The sequence below is a fragment of the Buttiauxella sp. genome (assembly GCF_035271705.1).
In the GTDB taxonomy this organism is placed as follows: Bacteria; Pseudomonadota; Gammaproteobacteria; order Enterobacterales; family Enterobacteriaceae; genus Buttiauxella.
On record NZ_DATERI010000065.1, the window covers coordinates 17485 to 34923 of the forward strand.

Sequence of the window (17439 nt, forward strand, 5' to 3'; positions counted from 1 at the left end):
TGGCGATATTAAGAAGGCATTGCTTCTTTAGGGATAATCGCTCCGCGATACTGAATAACCGTACTCGCGGTCAAATGCCCACGTTTTGCTGCGTCTTCAGCACTTCCGCCCGTCAGACGTACTGCCAGATAACCTGCGCTGAAAGAGTCACCGGCCGCCGTGGTGTCGATAACTTTTTCTTTCGGTAATTTCACCGCTGGCACTTCCAACATCGGCTCACCCTGAATCGACACCAGGCAAGAGTCTGCGCCACGCTTGATAACCACTTCATGCACACCTGCAGCTTGAGTACGGTGAATCACTTCTTCAACCGGCTTCTGGCCCCACAATAAATCTTCGTCATCCAGCGTCAGGAACGCGATGTCGGTACAGGCCAGCATTTGTTGGTAAACCTGTTGGGTCTCTTCACGGCTTGCCCACAGGCGCGGACGATAGTTGTTATCGAAGATAACCTTGCAACCGTTAGCGCGGCATTGAGTCAGCAACGCCATCAGCTTTTCACGGCTCGCAGCATTGAGGATAGCCAGGCTGATGCCACTCAGGTACAGGTAATCGAACTGAGCCAGTTGCGCACAAATTTCTTGTGCTTGCTCACTCTCCAGCCAGAAGCGAGCTGCGGCTTCGTTGCGCCAATAGTAGAAAGTGCGCTCGCCAGTTGAGTCAGTTTCAATGTAATACAGGCCGGGTAAACGGTGCTCCAGGCGCTGTGTCAGTTCGGTATGCACATTCTCTTGCTGCCATGCGTCTAGCATTTGTTGGCTGAAGTTATCTTCACCTAGCGCGGTAACGTAGTGGACTTCAAGCGCGTCAGCGTCGACCTGGCGTGCGATATAAACAGAAGTATTTAGGGTATCGCCACCAAAGCCGCGGCTAACTTCCGCACCTTTTTGCGACAGTTCAATCATACATTCACCGATAACGGCGATTTTGCGCGTTGGCATAGCAGTAGACCTGAATTAATGAAATTGCTGCTAGTTTGCTGGTCGGTTAAAAACGAGTCAAACATTTTAAAACGATGTTTTGGAAAACTTTGAGCTAGGGCAGTTTATTGCCAGTATGCAGGAACTCAATTTCATTTCGGTTGTACTGAAAGCGAGCATAAAGTTCTCATGCGCGACGCCGATAACTTGACGATGAGCCATCCGAGTTATGAAGTTAAACAGGACCCACATGATGAAGTTTAAGCAGATCACTCACCGGCTTAATACGCGTGAAGCGAGTGTCGAAAGTTTGCAAAAGCGGCGTTTCTGGTTGCAGTGTCAGCGGCGTTACACCTTCCAGCCAATTTATAAAATCGATGGTCGTTTAATGGCGATAGAACTGCTGACAGTGGTCATGCACCCAGATGAGCCGGAAGTTCGTATTCCGCCCGACCAATACTTTTTAGCGGTCCCAAGCCGTACGCGATTGATGGTCATCGAAGAACAACTCAACTTGTTGCATGAATGGGAATCCATCTTCCTTGGCTATGGCATCCTGGCGTCTGTGAATGTCGAAGGCCCGACGCTTGTGGCAATGAAAGATCATCAGCCGATTCTGGCACTGATAAACAAAATGCCGTGGGTGCGCTTTGAACTGGTTGAACACATTACCCAGCCACACGCGGTGACGCTTGCGGATATGAGCGAATTTGGCCCGTTGTGGTTGGATGATTTCGGTACGGGAGTCGCCAACTTTTCGGCATTAAGTGAGATGCGCTACGACTACATCAAAGTCGCACGTGACCTGTTCATCATGCTGCGCAACAGCGAAGAAGGCCGCAATTTATTCACTATGTTGCTGCAATTGATGAATCGCTATTGCAAAGGCGTCATCGTTGAAGGCGTCGAAACCGAAGATGAATGGCGCGATGTCCAAAACTCCCCAGCCTATGCAGCGCAAGGCTATTTCCTCTCCCGGCCCATCCCATTTGACCAGTTAGAGAGTGTGTTAACTCGCCTGTCCTGATGCCATATTGGTTCCGCTAAACTATCTTTAGTTAAAGTGAGCCACATCAGGAGAAGGTAGAAGGCATGACTAAAACTGGAAAAATCGCCAGTGGAGTCGTCGGGGTTTTATTGTTGTTGGTTGTGGTGGCAATCATTGTGATTGCGACGTTTGACTGGAATCGGCTCAAACCGACCATCAACCAGAAAGTCTCGACTGAGCTGGGTAGACCCTTCACCATTCGTGGCGATTTAGGCGTGGTATGGGAACGTAACAACGAAGAAACGGGCTGGCGCAGTTGGGTGCCTTGGCCGCATGTTCATGCTGAAGATATTATTCTTGGCAACCCGCCAGATATTCCTGAAATAACGATGGTGCATCTGCCGCGCGTCGATGCCACGTTAGCCCCGCTAGCACTGGTAACCAAAACGGTTTATATCCCCTGGATAAAGCTCGTTCAACCCGATGTGCGAATCATTCGCCTGACGGAAAAAAACAATAACTGGACGTTTAACTTTGCGGGTGACACCTCAAAAGATCCGAGTCAGACGCCGTCTGCCTGGTCATTCAGAGTGGACCATATCCTGTTCGATAAAGGCCGGATTGCGCTAAATGACAAACTCACCAAGGCGGAGATGGAAATCTTCGTCGATCCACTCGGTAAACCGTTACCGTTTAGCGAAGTAAAAGGCGACAAACCCAAAGGGAAAGATGCTGCGAAAGCGGGAGATTATGTCTTTGGCTTGAAAGTCCGTGGGCGCTACAACGGTGCACCGATTGAAGGTAGCGGCAAAATTGGCGGCATGTTAGCACTACGTAGCGAAGGTGAAACCGCCTTCCCGGTGCAGGCCGATGTGCATTCAGGCCATTCACGCGTGGCGTTTATTGGCACCATCAATGACCCGATGAAAATGGGGGGTGTGGATCTGCAGCTGAAATTCTCCGGTGATTCGTTGGGTAATCTCTACGATCTGACCGGCGTGTTATTACCCGATACCCCACCCTTTGAAACTGACGGACATTTACTGGCAAAAATCGATACGGAAAAAGGGTCTGTCTTCCGCTATCAGGGCTTTAACGGGCGTATCGGCGAAAGCGATATTCATGGTTCGCTGACGTTTTCTCAAGGTAAACCGCGCCCGAAACTGGAAGGAGAACTGGAGTCTAAACAGCTACGTCTGGCTGATTTAGGTCCGTTAATTGGCGTGGATTCCGGCAAAGGTGCGCAGCAAGGCAAACAGGCCGAGCAAGCGAAAGGCGAGAAAACTGTCCAGCCGAGCGGCAAAGTTCTGCCATACGACCGTTTCGAAACGGACAAATGGGATGTGATGGATGCCGATGTGCGTTTTAAAGGTGGCCATATAGAACACAGCGGGACGCTGCCGCTCAGCAATCTCACTACGCATGTGATACTTAACAATGCCGACTTACGCCTCCAGCCGCTTAAGTTTGGCATGGCGGGTGGCACCATCAGCGCCAATATCCATCTGCAAGGGAATAAGAAACTGATACAAGGACAGGCGGAAATTCAGGCGCGACGTTTGCAGCTTAAACAGCTGATGCCGAAAGTGGAATCGATGCAGAAAACACTCGGTGAACTCAACGGTGATGCGGAGTTGCGTGGCCGGGGAAACTCCATCGCCGAATTGTTGGGGAGCAGTGATGGCAATCTGAAACTGCTGATGCACGATGGGTTAATCAGCCGCAACCTGATGGAAATCGTCGGCCTGAACGTGGGTAACTACATCATGGGGCAAATTTTTGGTGATGAGGAAGTGCGGATAAACTGCGCGGCTGCGAATCTGGATTTACGCGATGGCGTAGCATCGCCGCGTATTTTTGCCTTTGATACGGAAAATGCGCTGATTAATGTCACCGGCACCACCAACTTTTCCAGCGAGCGGCTCGATTTGACCATCTCTCCTGAAAGCAAAGGGGTTCGCATTCTTACACTACGCTCGCCACTTTACGTGCGCGGCACGTTTAAATACCCGGATGCTGGCGTGAAACCAGGCCCGTTGATTGCCCGTGGTGCGGTTGCTGCCGCACTGGCTACGCTTGTGACACCGGCTGCTGCACTGCTGGCGCTGATTTCACCTTCTGAAGGAAATAGTAACCAGTGCAGCAGAATTCTGGGGCAAATGAAGAAGTGAATTAAAAAGGGTGGATGTCGCTTACGCTAATCCACCCTTTTCACCGTTCTAAAGCGACAAATCGCGTGTCTCTTTAGAAATCAGCAACGCAGTCAGCGTAATCGCTGACATCGCCGCTAGATACAAACCAACGTAGAACAGACCGTAATTCGCCTGCAACCAGGTCGCGATATACGGCGCAACTGACGCACCGAGAATCGATGCCACGTTATAGGAGAATGACGCACCGGTATAACGCACTTCCGTTGGGAACATCTCTGGTAGCAACGCGCCCATTGGGCCGAAGGTTAAACCCATCAGACTCAGGCCAATCAGCAAGAACAACATCACCAGCGTCGGGTTACCCGAACCCAGCATCGGCTGGAATACGACTAAAGCAAACACAATCATCATACTGGTGATAACAATCATGCATTTACGGCGGCCAAACTTATCAGCCAGATAACCCGCAATTGGCACCATCACGCCAAAACCAATCACCGCCATCATCAGCATCCACAACACATCGTTGCGGGAGAAGCCCAGACCCACCGGCACTTTGGCGGTGCTGTAGGTCATTGAATAGACCGTCATGATGTAAAATAGCGTGTAAGTTGCCAGCATGATAAACGTGCCGATGATGGTCGCTTTAAGATGCTTGGTCAGCAGCGTACCGAGCGGTATTTTTACCTGTTTTCCCGCTTTGGCAATTTTGGCAAATACTGGGGTTTCATGCAGCGAAACACGCACATACAGACCGATGATGACCAGAACAGCGGAAAGAATAAACGGTACGCGCCAGCCCCAACTCATAAACTGCTCGTCAGTCAGCAGCCATGAAAGCAGCAAGAAGGTGCCGTTAGCAAAGAAGAAGCCAATTGGCGCACCCAATTGTGGGAATGAACCGTACAACGCACGTTTGCGTGGTGGCGCATTCTCGGTCGCCAGCAATGCAGCACCGCCCCACTCACCACCCAGACCCAGGCCCTGCCCGAAGCGAGCCAATGCCAGCAGCATAGGCGCTAATACGCCGATGGTTTCGTAGCCTGGCAACAGGCCAATCAACACCGTTGAAACACCCATCGTCAGAAGTGATGCCACCAGTGTCACTTTGCGACCGACGCGATCACCAAAATGGCCAAACAGTGCGGAACCAATTGGGCGTGCCACAAAGGCAATGGCGAACGTGGCCAGCGACTGGAGTGTTGCCGCTGTTGGGTCACCTTGCGGGAAGAAGATATGCGGGAAAACAATCACGGCCGCTGTGGCGTAAATATAGAAATCGAAAAATTCGATGGCGGTGCCGACAAGCGAGGCAACGACAACTTTTCTGCGTGAGTTGACGGGCGTGTCGTCAGTTTCGGTATTAGCTGGAGTAGCGATGGTGGCTTGCATATTTTTTTCTTATTTGTATCGAACGAAAGGCCATATTACGCATAGCAAAAGGCGCATTTCAACGCACGTCTGTGGCCCAGGCTGTGTGATAAATAAGCATTAAGAGGATAATTTTTAGTCCAGAACATAAACATCCCTGTCATGCTTCTTATTCTTAATAAATAAGTTAATAAAACTGCTTTTAGGTTAAAGAAAAGTTACAGGTTGGTTTTATGTGCTGAATGGATTGTTGGTGGATGGTTTTGTCGGGGGCACCCCACCCATCAACTGTGCGTTTTACCCGGCATCCGCGGATCATCTTTGTATTCGGCGGTGGCAATCCACGCGGCACAAAACAGCGTCAGGCGGGCGAAGAAATAGAAAAATGCCATCAAACCCAGAACAGAACCAAACGCCGCACCAGAAGGTGACTTTATCAGTGCGGGTAAACTGTAGGTCATGATGATTTTGATAACTTCAAAACCAACCGCTGCAATGAATGTTCCGCGAATAAGCGCTTTTTTACGCGGGCGATGGCGCGGCAGACGCCAGAAAATCCAGAAGAACAGCAGGAAGTTAGCAAAAATAGAGATAGTTAACCCGACCAGATGCCAGACTGGTTTTAACCATTCGATACCGTCCAGATGCAACAGACTTATCAGTAATGATTGGGCGGAACCGGCAACAGAAGTGATAGATAACGTCACAACCAGCGCCACTATCAAGCCAGTCAGTGACACCAAATCACGCAGATACTTTGTCCAGAACTTTTCCTGGTCCTGCGCCGTGCGCTCCCACTTATCCCGCGACTGAGCACGCACCGCTTCGCGCAAGTTTCCCATCCAGTTAATACCGGAATAGAGTGCAACCAACAGACCCACCAGGCCAACTGTGGTGCGCTGTTGCACCGCTGTATTAATGGTGCTTTTCAGCGTAGCGGCAAGCGTTGGCTCGCTCACTTTCACGAGGATTTTTTCGAAGATACCCTCAAGTAACGCAGGGTGCGACGCGAGGATGTAACCTGCGGTGGCAAACGCCACCATCAGAATGGGGATGAGCGACAGAAACGAAAAATAGGTGATTGCCGCGCCAAACTGATTACCAAGACGGTCATTAAACCGTTCGGCTGCGCGTATCAGGTGCGCAACGACAGGATTACGTTCAATACGCCCGACAGTGCTGTTCACCGTGTCGATGGTGTTATTGACCGTCTGATTACTGGTTTTGATTTTGATAATCGGTTTGTCGTCGGGCGTTTCGGTAGGGCGTTGTTCATGGCTATCCGGCACTGTCATCAGGTGATTTCTCCTTATGTTTACACCCGTCATATATTTGAATTATTTAGGGTATGGCAGGATGGATCTTAAAGAAATTATAGCCTGGATGTTAATCGACATACCCTTTCACCAATCCGGTCAGCCATTCCATAAACAAATGGACGCGGCGGGAGAGGTTACGGCGATGCGGATAAAGCAGCGAAACAGGCATCGGTTCGGCGCGGTATTGCGGCAGGATCTCCACCAGTTTTTTACTCTTTAGCAGGTCTTTAACGCCGATGCGCGGCACCTGAATAATCCCCAGTCCAGCAAGGCATGCCGCTTGATAGGTTTCGGTACTGTTTACGGTGATAACGCCACCGGTTTTTATCCAGCGGCTACTTTTATCGAGCCAAACTTCAAACCCTTGCGGGCGGCTACCGAGATTGAGCGCGTAATGCACCACGGCGTGAGAAGCCAGATCGTCAAGGTTTTCCGGATAGCCAAAACGAGTCAGATAATCGGGGCTGGCGCAGTTAATTAAGGTGAGTTTCCCTAATGGACGCGCCACCAGTCCAGAGTCTTTAAGTTGCCCAACGCGCACCACGCAATCAAACCCTTCGCGCACCACATCCACCAAGCGATCGCTGCTGCTTAATTCCAGCTCAATGCCAGGGTACTGCTGCAAGAAGGCAGGGAGTTTGGGGATCACCAGATTTTTGGCCACACCAACCGGCATATCTACACGCAAACGCCCACTGACGCTGCTTGGGTCGTGCAAAAAAAGCCCGTCCAGTTCGTCAAGATTGGCTAAGAGATCACGACAGCGTTCGTAATAAACCATACCGTCTTGCGTCAATTGCACGCGTCGTGTCGTGCGATGCAATAACCTTGTTCCCAGCATGCCTTCCAGCACCTGGATCTGGCGCGATACGCTACCTTTAGGAAGGCCCAGAGTGTCCGCTGCACGAGAAAAACTCTCCAGTTCAGCCACTCTAATGAATAGCTGCATTGCATGTATTTTATCCACTTTTTCTCCGCATTGTTGTTGGCTGCGAAACAGTGATGCTCAGTTTGCACTCTTTATTGATTTTGTAGCAGCTAATAAGCTTTACCTCAATCACCGAACAGTCAACGAAGGGGCAAATCATGAGTAAAACAATCGCATTAGTGACCGGCGGCAGCCGTGGATTAGGTAAAAACGCGGCGCTGAAGCTGGCAGCGCGTGGAGTGAATATTATTCTGACCTACAACAGCAAGCAGCAGGAAGCGCAGGATGTCGTACGCGAAATTCAGCTAACAGGCGTGAAAGCGGTGGCAATTCAATTGAATGTCGCCGATAGCGCAACCTTCGCGGCCTTTGCCGCAGAAGTGAAGCAACAACTGCATGACGTGTGGCAACGCGACTCGTTTGATTATTTATTAAACAATGCCGGTATCGGCCTCGATGCGCTGTTCGAAAAAACAACAGAGGCGCAGTTTGATGAATTAATGAACATCCATTTGAAGGGGCCTTTCTTCCTGACCCAGCACTTGCTGCCACTGATTAAAAACGGCGGGCGTATTCTGAATGTGTCGACTGGCCTGACGCGTTTCGCTTTGCCTGGAAAAGCAGCTTATGCCGCGATGAAAGGGGCGATGGAAGTGCTGACACGCTACCAGGCAAAAGAACTGGGGGCGCGTGGGATCTCGGTCAATATCATTGCGCCGGGCGCGATTGCGACAGACTTTGGCGGCGGTGTGGTGCGTGATAATGAACAGATGGCAAGCGCTATCGCCGCACAAACCGCACTGGGGCGTGTTGGGCAACCTGATGATATCGGCAATGCGATTGCGGTTCTGCTTAGCGATGAAAGCGGTTGGATGAATGCGCAGCGTATTGAAGTTTCAGGCGGAATGTTCTTGTAAGTTCAGCAAAAAAATAACGGCGCCAGAAAATTGCGCCGTTAGGTAAGGTTATTTCCAGCGTGATAAATCATCCGTAGTCAGCCCAATATCGCGTAATTGTTCCTTACTTAGTCTCTGGAGTGCGCGTGCCGTCTGGTGTTGTAACCAGCGTTGTCGGAAATAGCGGTAGATAATCACAAAGCCATAAAACGGTTTGTGAGGACGGTTTTCTTCAAAGCCCATGATGTTGCTCCTCTAGTCAGTTCGAGGTTCATCATGCGCCGTCATACAGATAGTCGACAGATTCAAATATTACTTTTATTTAACATACAGAAGCGCTAAAACATGAACTGAATGGCAAATATGTCATCATTCTGTACTGGTTTTTGTATCTGTATGGTTGATTAAGAGGATACAGCATGACGCGCTACCAACATCTCGCCACTTTGCTGGCTGAACGCATAGAACAAGGGTTGTATCGCAGTGGTGAGCGCTTGCCTTCGGTGCGCAGCCTCAGTAGTGAGCATGGCGTGAGTATTAGCACCGTACAGCAGGCTTATCATCTGCTTGAAGATAAACAGCTTATTTCACCACAGCCACGGTCCGGATATTTCGTCACGCAACGCAAAGCGCAACCGCCTGTGCCGCAACTGACCCGCCCGGTTCAGCGGCCTGTAGAGATAACTCAATGGGACGCGGTGCTTGAGCAACTTGTTGCCCGCGAAGAGAGCGATATCGTCGCTTTTGGCAGCGGTGCGCCGGATGTGACACAACCGACTATCAAACCCTTATGGCGCGAACTGAGCCGCATTGCCCAGTATCAGCAACCTGAGTTACTCGGGTATGACAGCATTCACGGCATGCGTTCGCTACGTGAGCAAGTCTCCCGCCTGATGCTGGACAGCGGCTGCGTGGCAACCGCCGAGGATATTCTGATAACCACCGGTTGCCATGAAGCCTTGTCGATTGCCATTCGCGCGGTCTGTGAGACGGGTGACATCGTGGCGGTAGAGTCACCGTCGTTTCATGGCACCATGCAGATGCTGCGGGCGTTTGGCATTAAAGTTGTTGAAATACCGACGGATTCTGTCACGGGTATAAGCCTGGAAGCGCTGGAGTTAGCGTTGGAACAGTGGCCGATTAAAGCGGTGATCCTGGTACCTAACTGCAATAACCCACTCGGGTTTATCATGCCGGATGCCCGTAAGAAAGCGGTGCTGAATCTCGCACAACGTTTTGATATTGCTATCATCGAGGATGATGTTTACGGCGAACTGGCCTATGAATATCCTCGCCCGATGACCATCAAATCGATGGATGTTGATGGCCGGGTACTGCTGTGTAGCTCTTTTTCTAAAACGCTGGCGCCAGGTTTGCGCGTGGGTTGGATTGTGCCAGGCCGCTATCTTGACCGCGCTTTGCACATGAAATATATCGGCACCGGCAGTACCTCGACCTTCTCACAACACGCGGTGGCGGAGTTTATTCGTAATGGAAACTACCATCGCCATCTGCGCCGGATGCGCCAACTTTACCAGCGGAATCTCGAAGATTTTACCTGCCTCGTGCGGCACTATTTCCCGTGTGGTATCTGCGTCAGTCGCCCTCAGGGTGGCTTTATGATGTGGGTTGAGCTGCCGGAAAATATCGACATCGTGCCGATTTGCTGTGCACTGCGTGAAGAGCATATTCATATTGCCGTGGGCTCGTTGCTTTCAGCGTCAGGGAAGTATCGCAACTGCCTGCGTCTGAATTACGCATCGCCGTATGTTGCCGCAACCGAAGCCGCATTGCGTAAAACGGGTGAGGCATTAAATCAGGCGTTAGAGAATGCTTAAGTTTATCGGATGGCGGCACTGATTCAGGCTGCACGCTCGCGTGAGCCTCCCCGCAAGATGTTGTTATTGAGCAATAAACGCATAGTTTCCTGTCTCTTTTATCGCCATTGAACAGACCACTTATGCGTTAGTCTGTTATGTTACTGCGCTTTTCTAATGTGGCTTCGTACCCAAAAAAAGGATAATCATGACCAGCACTGCACAGATGCTGATGCGGGATAAGTTTGAAACTTGCCTGAGTGTTTGCCGCCAGGCGTCATTGCAAATCCTGCCACTGCTCAACATCACACCCGCAGAAGGCAAAGATCCGCAATGGTTTTTCCAACAGCTGGAGCAGGCTCGCCAGGCGTTCGGCAGCTGGATGGCAGTCGCAAAGCGGTTAAATCTCACTGATGCCGAGCTTTCGCATTTCACTCTGCTGCTGCGCCATTTACAACAACTGGTGCCGCAATATGAAAGTGGCCAGGATATCAGCCATAACCAGCTTATTTCCTCACTGCGTTTTGTGAGTTATCTCGAATTGGTGCGCTTACGGCAACCACTGCTGGGTTATTCGACCGATATTGAAACCAACAGCGACGCGCAGAAGCACAAGGCGTTACGCCAAATGCGGGCGCTGGAATTAATACTGAAGGGGATGATTAATAAAAGTTATCCCAACCAGTCGCAGCTGGTTAATAAACTGAAAAAAGAGTTTGGTGCCGACTGTGTGCGCCGTTGGCTAAAGCATGGCGAACAGGGTGATGTGTTAAGCGGCATGCAATTTAGCGAATTAGCGTTAATGGTGGTCGATAAAAAGGAGTTTGCGAACCACTATGCCGAAATATTCTCTCATTCGCCGCAGCTGGACCTATTTATAGAACAACGCAAAACGCTACAAACCTTCCTCGACGACGTGCGTGAAATACGCAATGACCTCATTCAACAACCGCCACTCACCTCTGTGCAATTCGCTTTGTTGGATAGCTATTATCAGGAAAGCAGTGCGGCTATTCAGCACGCCTATAATGAAGGGCGAATCACAGTCAATCCGACAGCATTAATGGCTGCTGATGACGCTCAGGTACAAGCATTTATTGAGCTCGCACAGAAAAAATATCGTGAAATGGGGCGTGATAAGGATGAAGTGCGTGACGCCATTGATCATCCGAACTTGCATCATACCAAAAGAAAACAGGACAACGGCGAAACGTTCCGCGTGCTGATGTGGTCCCTGGTGGGGGTCGCGCTGGTTAGCGCCACCCTTTGCACCCTGTATTTTCTGAGTGATATCACTAATCAGCCCGCGGTGGCGAAAAGTGGGCCTGCTAAAGTGACGCTGATTGAGTCCCTCTCGCAAAACGAAAGTGCGCGTCAAAAACTGGCGAATATCGGAATCACCTGGGACGAAGGGAATCTGCGTTCGGCCATTGAGCGTGGCGATTCCACCGTGGTGCGTCTGTTTATGCAGGGCGGTATGAACTGGAAAGTGTATTACACCGAATCTGCACTGGCGGGAGATTACCGCGACGCACTCACTTCGTTGCTGCAACACCGCTCACAAATGGATGAAGAGCGACCGTGTCGGCGCATGGTCAGAACCATCAGTCAGGCGATGAACGACGGGCAAAGTCTCACGTCTCTACGCAAACAATTCCTGGAGACTTTTTGCAGCACACCAGAGGCTATCCAATCGCAGAAAGAAGATTTAGAGCGCGCAAAACTACGGCTTCAGGCGCAACAGCAACGCCATTCCGAACCCGCGAAAACCGATGTAAAACGTGCAGTGGAGATTCAGAAAGCGATTTATGACGCGATGCGGTAGGAACTTGTCAGCTCTTTCGTAGGGTGGATGGCGCTAACGCTTATCCACCCTACAAGCTTAAAAGATATTTTCTATCCCAAATAATTCGAGCGGCATCAAGGCAGCATGCGGGTCATTCCCCGAGAACTTACCACCAGGCTTCCCACATCGCGCCAACATTAAACGACTCAAGCTGGGTATTATCCTGGCCTGCGACACGCGTAGTGTGGTTGTTTTCCACTTCGCCGCCGCTCACGTAGAAGCGCAGCATCGGTCGGAACTCAGGCCCCATTGCGATAGCAATGTTCTGCGACAGCGTCAGTTTCCAGCCTTTGTTATCGCCATCATTCTCGAAATCGACATGCTGATAACCCGCCTCAAGCCACGTTGAATGTATGTCGTTCCAGAAGTACATCGGGCGAACAATGGCGCCGTAGTTGCGGCGGTTATCCTGCGTTTGCTCGTCGTTATCGTAATCATGGAAGGCCAACAGATATTCCACCTGTGCTTGCTGAGTGAACTTATAGTTCCCCTCAAAGCTGGTGTACACCGTGTGTAGGCCATTGGTTTTGTTATAAACGCTGTTATCTGAGTGGTCAGAATAACGGGCAATAATTTTGTTCAGGCTGTTTTCACCTGCGTGACTAAACACCATGCCGGCCTGCCAGGCATTGGAGCGTTCGTCGCTATCAATCGCTTTGGAGTCAAAGCCATAGTTGGCATACAACTCGAAATCGATCGGACCCAATTTAATGTCGTGCAGTTTTGATGTTGCTGCGTAGTTGCCTTTGTCGCCTGTGCCGGAACCGCCGGTACAAGAGATGCGCGACGGGTTATCGCCGTCCTCAATTATTTCTGAATCGCACTGCTCAACCGAAGCCACAGCAGCCAGGTCCAGTTGAGCGAAGCCGAGATCGAAGTTTTTCACCCCTGCGCCTTGCCCATCGTGGTTCATCCAGAAGTAGTCGTTGATGCCTTGTTGCGGGCGCTGATGGAAGTCACGACCGGCCCAGAAATACGCATTTGGCTGTGCTTCAAAAAGATGGGTGACGCCTGCATACGCTTTTTTCAGGTTAACTTCATCACCCCAGTGGTCGATCATCACGCCCACATCCCATATAGCGCCTGATTCGCTTTTAAAGGCTTTGGTCAGCTGGAATTCACCACCGTTGCCTTCGTTACCTAAACGGCCAATGGCGGAAGAACCATTATAGGAACCATCAACGCCAATATATTTTTGGTCGCCAGCCTGGTAATGAGCGCCGTAACGCGCATAACCGGTAAATTTAAGCCCCAACGGAATCGACAAGTCCGGCGTGGTTGGGACTTGTGGTGTCACCAGGGTATCGGTTTTTTGAATCCGCGCGGCATCCATTTTGGCCTCACGGTCTGCCAGTGCTTTATCGACGGCCTTAGCCACGATTTGATCGATCTGTTCCTGAGACATTGGTTCTTGTGCGAGTACAGAAATTGGGCACAGCGCGGCGATAACCGCCATTGTTAATGGAAGCTTTTTAATTATTTTCATTATAATCTCAATTTAGTAATTTATTTTTCAGACAATAAATATCCTGCTCAGGCTTAATAGAGAAAAGACGCTATAGCCAAAACATATTTATCTTTTTTATACTTTCATCGGATTGGACTTAATTAAAATGATTTACGTAATTATCTCTCCCAGCCAGAGGTTAAATGTTTTTGTTTTACGTAATACTTAGCGTTGATAAAGATGAATAATTTCGTTGGAGAGTTCTCGGGCTAACATGGATGTCATTAAATGGTCCTGAGCATGCACCATAATTAATGTCATTGGTTGTTTAGCTTCACCCGCATCCTGCTCAATTAATTTGGTTTGCATTTTATGGGCTTCACGCGCGTAACCATCTGCTTCCAGCAAGAGAAGTTTGGCTTCTTCAATATTGCCCTGGCGTGCAGAGTGCAATGCTTCAAAACAAAGGCTGCGTGATTGCCCGGCATTCATAATAATTTCCATTACTGCTTCTTCTAATTCAATCATCATTTTTTCCAGAGTGATTCGATGGCGATTATTAATTACTGATAGCTGTTTCTGTCAAAGGTGAACGAGTTTCATTTTCTACGGCTGTTTTCTGCAATGAACGCTCGTAAGCACGCAGGAATGGCAGATAAATTAAGGTGGAAACCAGCATGCAAATCAGGCACATCACCACCGGGCTAAAGGCCCAGTTTGTTGCCCACGAAGCGCCAATTGGAGCCGGTGTAGTCCATGGAGTCAGGGAAACCACTTGTGCCAGCCAACCCAGTTTAGTGGCGGTATAAGCCAGAACAGCGTTCACCATCGGCACGCAAATAAACGGAATGAACAACAACGGGTTCATGATAATCGGTGCGCCGAACAAGATAGGTTCGTTGATATTAAAGAAACTTGGAACGATGCCCATTTTACCGATGGTGCGTAAGTGGGTGGCTTTACTGCGCAGTAATAAGAAGGCTAACGGCAGAGTGGAGCCTACGCCGCCAATCAATAAATAGTGGTCCCAGAAACCTTGCAGATAAATGTGTGGTAAGGCTGCGCCAGCGGCAAGAGCAGTCTGGTTTGCTGCAAGGTTTGTCATCCAGAATGGACTCATAATCCCAGTAACAATCAGCGAGCCGTGGATACCAGAGAACCAGAAAATCTGACACAACAACACAGACAGCAAAATCGCAGGCAAGGAGTCGGATGCGGAAACCAGCGGCGCCAGCAAGTGCATAATCGCTTGCGGCATAATCATGCCGGTTTGTGCTTCGATGAATATATTCAGCGGATGCAGCGTGCCGATAATAACGACGACAGGAATCAGAATCTCAAATGAACGCGCAACGCCTGTCGGCACCTCTTTCGGAAGGCGGATAGTCACTTTGTGCTCTTTGAGCCACGCATAAATACGCGTGGAGTAAATAGAGGTAATCAGCGCGGTGAAAATGCCTTGCCCTGACAGGTACTGAGTGGAAATTTTGCCATCGGCATACGGTGCTGCAACCAGCAAAAACGCCATAAAGGCCAGCAAACCGGACATCACCGGGTCGAGATTAAACTGCCGCCCAAGACTTGCACCAATCCCAACCGAGATGAAGAACGTCATCACGCCCATGCTCAGGTTAAACGGTAGCATCAGTTGTTCACGCCAGGTCTGCGAAAAATCGAGCCACGCGCGGGCAAAACCCATGGTGGTATCCGCGGAGAACGGCGGGAAAATAAAGACCAGCATAAAGGAACCGATAATCATGAACGGCAGGGCAGCGGTGAACCCATCACGAATAGCGATTACGTATTTTTGTTGCCCCAGACGACCCGCCAGCGGAGTGATTGATTGCTCGATCACCGTCACCATTGATTGATATAGCGAACTCATATGAATACCCTTTTAGTGAGCCGCTTCGATAAGCGACAGAGCATAATCCAACACCTTATCGCCACGTTGCATGCCGTAATCCATCATGTCGATGGCCTGAACGGGGATGCCGTGTGAGGCGGTTTTTTCTGAGAGCGTACTTAACATATATTTCACTTGCGGCCCGAGCAGCACCACCTGGTAGCGTGGGAACTGCACATCGAATTCAGCCACACCGTAAGCTTCTATTTCGACTGGCATTCCTCGTTCTTCGGCAACGGTCAGCATCTTTCTGACAAGCAGGCTGGTGGACATTCCGGCAGAACAACACAACATGATCTTGACCATTAAAACTCATCCTTCAAATGTAAATAAAGTATTGCGGAAATGATTTGATACTTTATGGAAACCGTTTTCCATCTGCAGCCAACAGATCTGTGACACTCATCAATATCCCGCGGTTATAGGCTTTGCTTATTGGATCAACATCACAAAATTGTCGGGTAAATGGATCGTTTGGACATCATGAGGAAATCGGTTTCCATGGAAAAGCGAAACGACTATACTGAGCTTGGTTAGAGTGGGATCCGGGACTGTATTCGGTAAGACAGACAGGCGCGAATCAGGCCTGATAAAGGGAAATTATGTCTACAATCAATGATGTATCGCGTTTGGCTGGGGTTTCTAAAGCCACAGTATCACGAGTATTGAGTGGGTCTCGTGGAGTGAAAGAGGCGAGCCGTCTGGCGGTGCTCAAAGCGGTGGAAGAGTTGCACTACCGGCCAAATGTTATCGCGCAATCTTTACTCAGCCAGTCAACAGGCTGCATCGGCGTGATTTGTGCGCAGGACAATATTAACCAAACCACGGGTTACTTGTATGCGCTGGAGAAACACCTTAGCCAGCATCAAAAACATTTGTTGCTGCGTTTTGCCAATAGCAAAACAGAAGTTTTGCATGCGCTTGAGGAGTTGACCTGCGGCCTGTGCGATGACGTGCTGATTATCGGCGCGCGTTTTCCACTCAATATCACCCAGGATAATGTGGTTCTGGTCGATTGCGTGGATGTCGATTACAGCAACAGCATTCAGTTTGATCACGCTTTCGCCGCTGAAACTGCCTGTAATTATCTGATAAAACAAGGAAGAAGGCAGATTGCTGTTATCAACCCGGACTCTTGCGGCTCCGTTGACCCAATCCTGCTGGGTTACAAACGCGCACTGGAAAACAATTTCCTGCCGTTTAACCGCAACCTGGTTTTTATGGACTCAACGTCTTCATCCGTTGCGCTGCAAGTGTTACTCAATAACAGTACTACGCTGAATTTCAACGCGTTACTTGTGGCCGATGAGCAAGAAGCGCAGCGCATCATTGCGCAATTGCAGGCGTTTAATAAATCCGTGCCGAAAGACATTATGGTGTTTAGCCTCGCCGGATCGCTGCATCTTCCGGGGATCCCTCCCATTCCGGCAATTGAATATTCAATGGATGCGATGGCGGCAAAAATTGTTGCGGGTTTAACTGAGAAAACCAAAAGTACGCTGGGTTCAAACGTGCTGCGTGGGGATCTGATTATTCCTGATAGAGTAGACCGTCAGTCATCTTCTCATAAGCTGTGAAACTAAAAAGCCCGGTATCCTCAGACGCCAGGCTTTTTGAATATTCAGTATGATAAAACTTCAGGTTTATTGTGTGGCTTCGCCAACCCACCCTCCAGGGCATTATGCGCCTATTTTAATCTGCTGATTTACTCCTTCGCTATCGGCGCTGCGTTTTCATCGATTTTGGTATCACCTTGAATACTCGCAATCTTCTTCTCAATATCGGCAACCTGCTCTTTGCTGTGCAGTAAGGTATAGGTCAGATCAAACTGAGTGCTGGCTCCTGGCT

At 49.8% G+C, this 17439-nt stretch carries 15 protein-coding genes and 1 pseudogene; 6 read left to right on the plus strand and 10 right to left on the minus strand.

All coding sequences use genetic code 11. The features are described 5' to 3' along the window. Positions 1–8: 8 nt before the first annotated feature. Complete coding sequence (locus VJY99_RS05665) at positions 9–941, minus strand: sugar kinase (RefSeq protein ID WP_324117106.1); 933 nt, start codon at positions 939–941, stop codon at positions 9–11. A 232-nt stretch (positions 942–1173) separates the two neighbouring features. On the opposite strand from VJY99_RS05665, the gene pdeH reads away from it, so the two are divergent. Next, the gene (pdeH, locus tag VJY99_RS05670; RefSeq protein WP_324117119.1) at positions 1174–1947 is read left to right on the plus strand and encodes a cyclic-guanylate-specific phosphodiesterase; all 774 of its coding nucleotides are present in this window, start codon (positions 1174–1176) and stop codon (positions 1945–1947) included. 65 nt (positions 1948–2012) lie between these two features. Next, complete coding sequence (locus tag VJY99_RS05675) at positions 2013–4079, plus strand: AsmA family protein (RefSeq protein WP_324117107.1); 2067 nt, start codon at positions 2013–2015, stop codon at positions 4077–4079. Positions 4080–4127: 48 nt separating this feature from the next. Here VJY99_RS05675 and VJY99_RS05680 read toward each other — a convergent pair whose 3' ends face one another. The 3 genes from VJY99_RS05680 to VJY99_RS05690 form a co-directional block, all read right to left on the minus strand. Further along, on the minus strand, positions 4128–5453 hold the full coding sequence (locus tag VJY99_RS05680; RefSeq protein ID WP_324117108.1) for an MFS transporter: 1326 nt from the start codon (positions 5451–5453) through the stop codon (positions 4128–4130). 263 nt (positions 5454–5716) lie between these two features. Further along, positions 5717–6727: an inner membrane protein YhjD gene (gene yhjD / locus VJY99_RS05685; RefSeq protein ID WP_324117109.1), complete on the minus strand. Its 1011-nt coding sequence runs from the start codon at positions 6725–6727 to the stop codon at positions 5717–5719. Between the two features lie 91 nt (positions 6728–6818). Next, entirely contained in the window at positions 6819–7718 is a 900-nt protein-coding gene (locus VJY99_RS05690; protein ID WP_324117110.1) for a LysR family transcriptional regulator, read from the minus strand. 119 nt (positions 7719–7837) lie between these two features. On the opposite strand from VJY99_RS05690, the gene VJY99_RS05695 reads away from it, so the two are divergent. Then, the gene (locus tag VJY99_RS05695) at positions 7838–8596 is read left to right on the plus strand and encodes an SDR family NAD(P)-dependent oxidoreductase (RefSeq protein ID WP_324117111.1); all 759 of its coding nucleotides are present in this window, start codon (positions 7838–7840) and stop codon (positions 8594–8596) included. Positions 8597–8644: 48 nt separating this feature from the next. On the opposite strand, the gene VJY99_RS05700 is transcribed toward VJY99_RS05695, so the two are convergent. Next, the gene (locus VJY99_RS05700) at positions 8645–8818 is read right to left on the minus strand and encodes a DUF1127 domain-containing protein (RefSeq protein WP_324117112.1); all 174 of its coding nucleotides are present in this window, start codon (positions 8816–8818) and stop codon (positions 8645–8647) included. A gap of 176 nt (positions 8819–8994) precedes the next feature. Between VJY99_RS05700 and VJY99_RS05705 the strand changes: the two genes are divergently transcribed. Both VJY99_RS05705 and VJY99_RS05710 read left to right on the plus strand, forming a co-directional pair. After that, entirely contained in the window at positions 8995–10413 is a 1419-nt protein-coding gene (locus VJY99_RS05705) for a PLP-dependent aminotransferase family protein (RefSeq protein ID WP_324117113.1), read from the plus strand. Positions 10414–10600: 187 nt separating this feature from the next. Further along, positions 10601–12217 (plus strand): STY4199 family HEPN domain-containing protein, encoded by a 1617-nt coding sequence (locus VJY99_RS05710; protein ID WP_324117114.1) that lies wholly within the window; start codon positions 10601–10603, stop codon positions 12215–12217. A gap of 127 nt (positions 12218–12344) precedes the next feature. On the opposite strand, the gene VJY99_RS05715 is transcribed toward VJY99_RS05710, so the two are convergent. The 4 genes from VJY99_RS05715 to VJY99_RS05730 all read right to left on the minus strand — a co-directional run bounded on the left by VJY99_RS05715 (position 12345) and on the right by VJY99_RS05730 (position 15897). After that, complete coding sequence (locus VJY99_RS05715) at positions 12345–13724, minus strand: carbohydrate porin (protein WP_324117115.1); 1380 nt, start codon at positions 13722–13724, stop codon at positions 12345–12347. Positions 13725–13910: 186 nt separating this feature from the next. Beyond that, positions 13911–14213: a PTS lactose/cellobiose transporter subunit IIA gene (locus VJY99_RS05720; protein WP_147295614.1), complete on the minus strand. Its 303-nt coding sequence runs from the start codon at positions 14211–14213 to the stop codon at positions 13911–13913. 31 nt (positions 14214–14244) lie between these two features. Continuing rightward, positions 14245–15570, minus strand: coding sequence for a PTS sugar transporter subunit IIC (locus VJY99_RS05725; RefSeq protein ID WP_324117116.1), 1326 nt, complete (start codon positions 15568–15570; stop codon positions 14245–14247). Positions 15571–15582: 12 nt separating this feature from the next. Then, positions 15583–15897: a PTS sugar transporter subunit IIB gene (locus VJY99_RS05730; protein WP_324117117.1), complete on the minus strand. Its 315-nt coding sequence runs from the start codon at positions 15895–15897 to the stop codon at positions 15583–15585. Positions 15898–16193: 296 nt separating this feature from the next. On the opposite strand from VJY99_RS05730, the gene VJY99_RS05735 reads away from it, so the two are divergent. Beyond that, on the plus strand, positions 16194–17168 hold the full coding sequence (locus VJY99_RS05735) for a LacI family DNA-binding transcriptional regulator (RefSeq protein ID WP_324117118.1): 975 nt from the start codon (positions 16194–16196) through the stop codon (positions 17166–17168). 128 nt (positions 17169–17296) lie between these two features. Here the strand turns inward: VJY99_RS05735 and VJY99_RS05740 are convergent. Next, a pseudogene (locus tag VJY99_RS05740) lies at positions 17297–17439 on the minus strand (DUF4432 domain-containing protein); the annotation flags it as partial.

Coding starts and splice junctions, on each gene's coding strand:
- VJY99_RS05665 (WP_324117106.1), bottom strand. CDS start 941: ATGCCAACGCGCAAAATCGCCGTTATCGGTGAATGTATGATTGAACTG.
- pdeH (WP_324117119.1), top strand. CDS start 1,174: ATGAAGTTTAAGCAGATCACTCACCGGCTTAATACGCGTGAAGCGAGT.
- VJY99_RS05675 (WP_324117107.1), top strand. CDS start 2,013: ATGACTAAAACTGGAAAAATCGCCAGTGGAGTCGTCGGGGTTTTATTG.
- VJY99_RS05680 (WP_324117108.1), bottom strand. CDS start 5,453: ATGCAAGCCACCATCGCTACTCCAGCTAATACCGAAACTGACGACACG.
- yhjD (WP_324117109.1), bottom strand. CDS start 6,727: ATGACAGTGCCGGATAGCCATGAACAACGCCCTACCGAAACGCCCGAC.
- VJY99_RS05695 (WP_324117111.1), top strand. CDS start 7,838: ATGAGTAAAACAATCGCATTAGTGACCGGCGGCAGCCGTGGATTAGGT.
- VJY99_RS05700 (WP_324117112.1), bottom strand. CDS start 8,818: ATGGGCTTTGAAGAAAACCGTCCTCACAAACCGTTTTATGGCTTTGTG.
- VJY99_RS05705 (WP_324117113.1), top strand. CDS start 8,995: ATGACGCGCTACCAACATCTCGCCACTTTGCTGGCTGAACGCATAGAA.
- VJY99_RS05710 (WP_324117114.1), top strand. CDS start 10,601: ATGACCAGCACTGCACAGATGCTGATGCGGGATAAGTTTGAAACTTGC.
- VJY99_RS05715 (WP_324117115.1), bottom strand. CDS start 13,724: ATGAAAATAATTAAAAAGCTTCCATTAACAATGGCGGTTATCGCCGCG.
- VJY99_RS05720 (WP_147295614.1), bottom strand. CDS start 14,213: ATGATTGAATTAGAAGAAGCAGTAATGGAAATTATTATGAATGCCGGG.
- VJY99_RS05725 (WP_324117116.1), bottom strand. CDS start 15,570: ATGAGTTCGCTATATCAATCAATGGTGACGGTGATCGAGCAATCAATC.
- VJY99_RS05730 (WP_324117117.1), bottom strand. CDS start 15,897: ATGGTCAAGATCATGTTGTGTTGTTCTGCCGGAATGTCCACCAGCCTG.
- VJY99_RS05735 (WP_324117118.1), top strand. CDS start 16,194: ATGTCTACAATCAATGATGTATCGCGTTTGGCTGGGGTTTCTAAAGCC.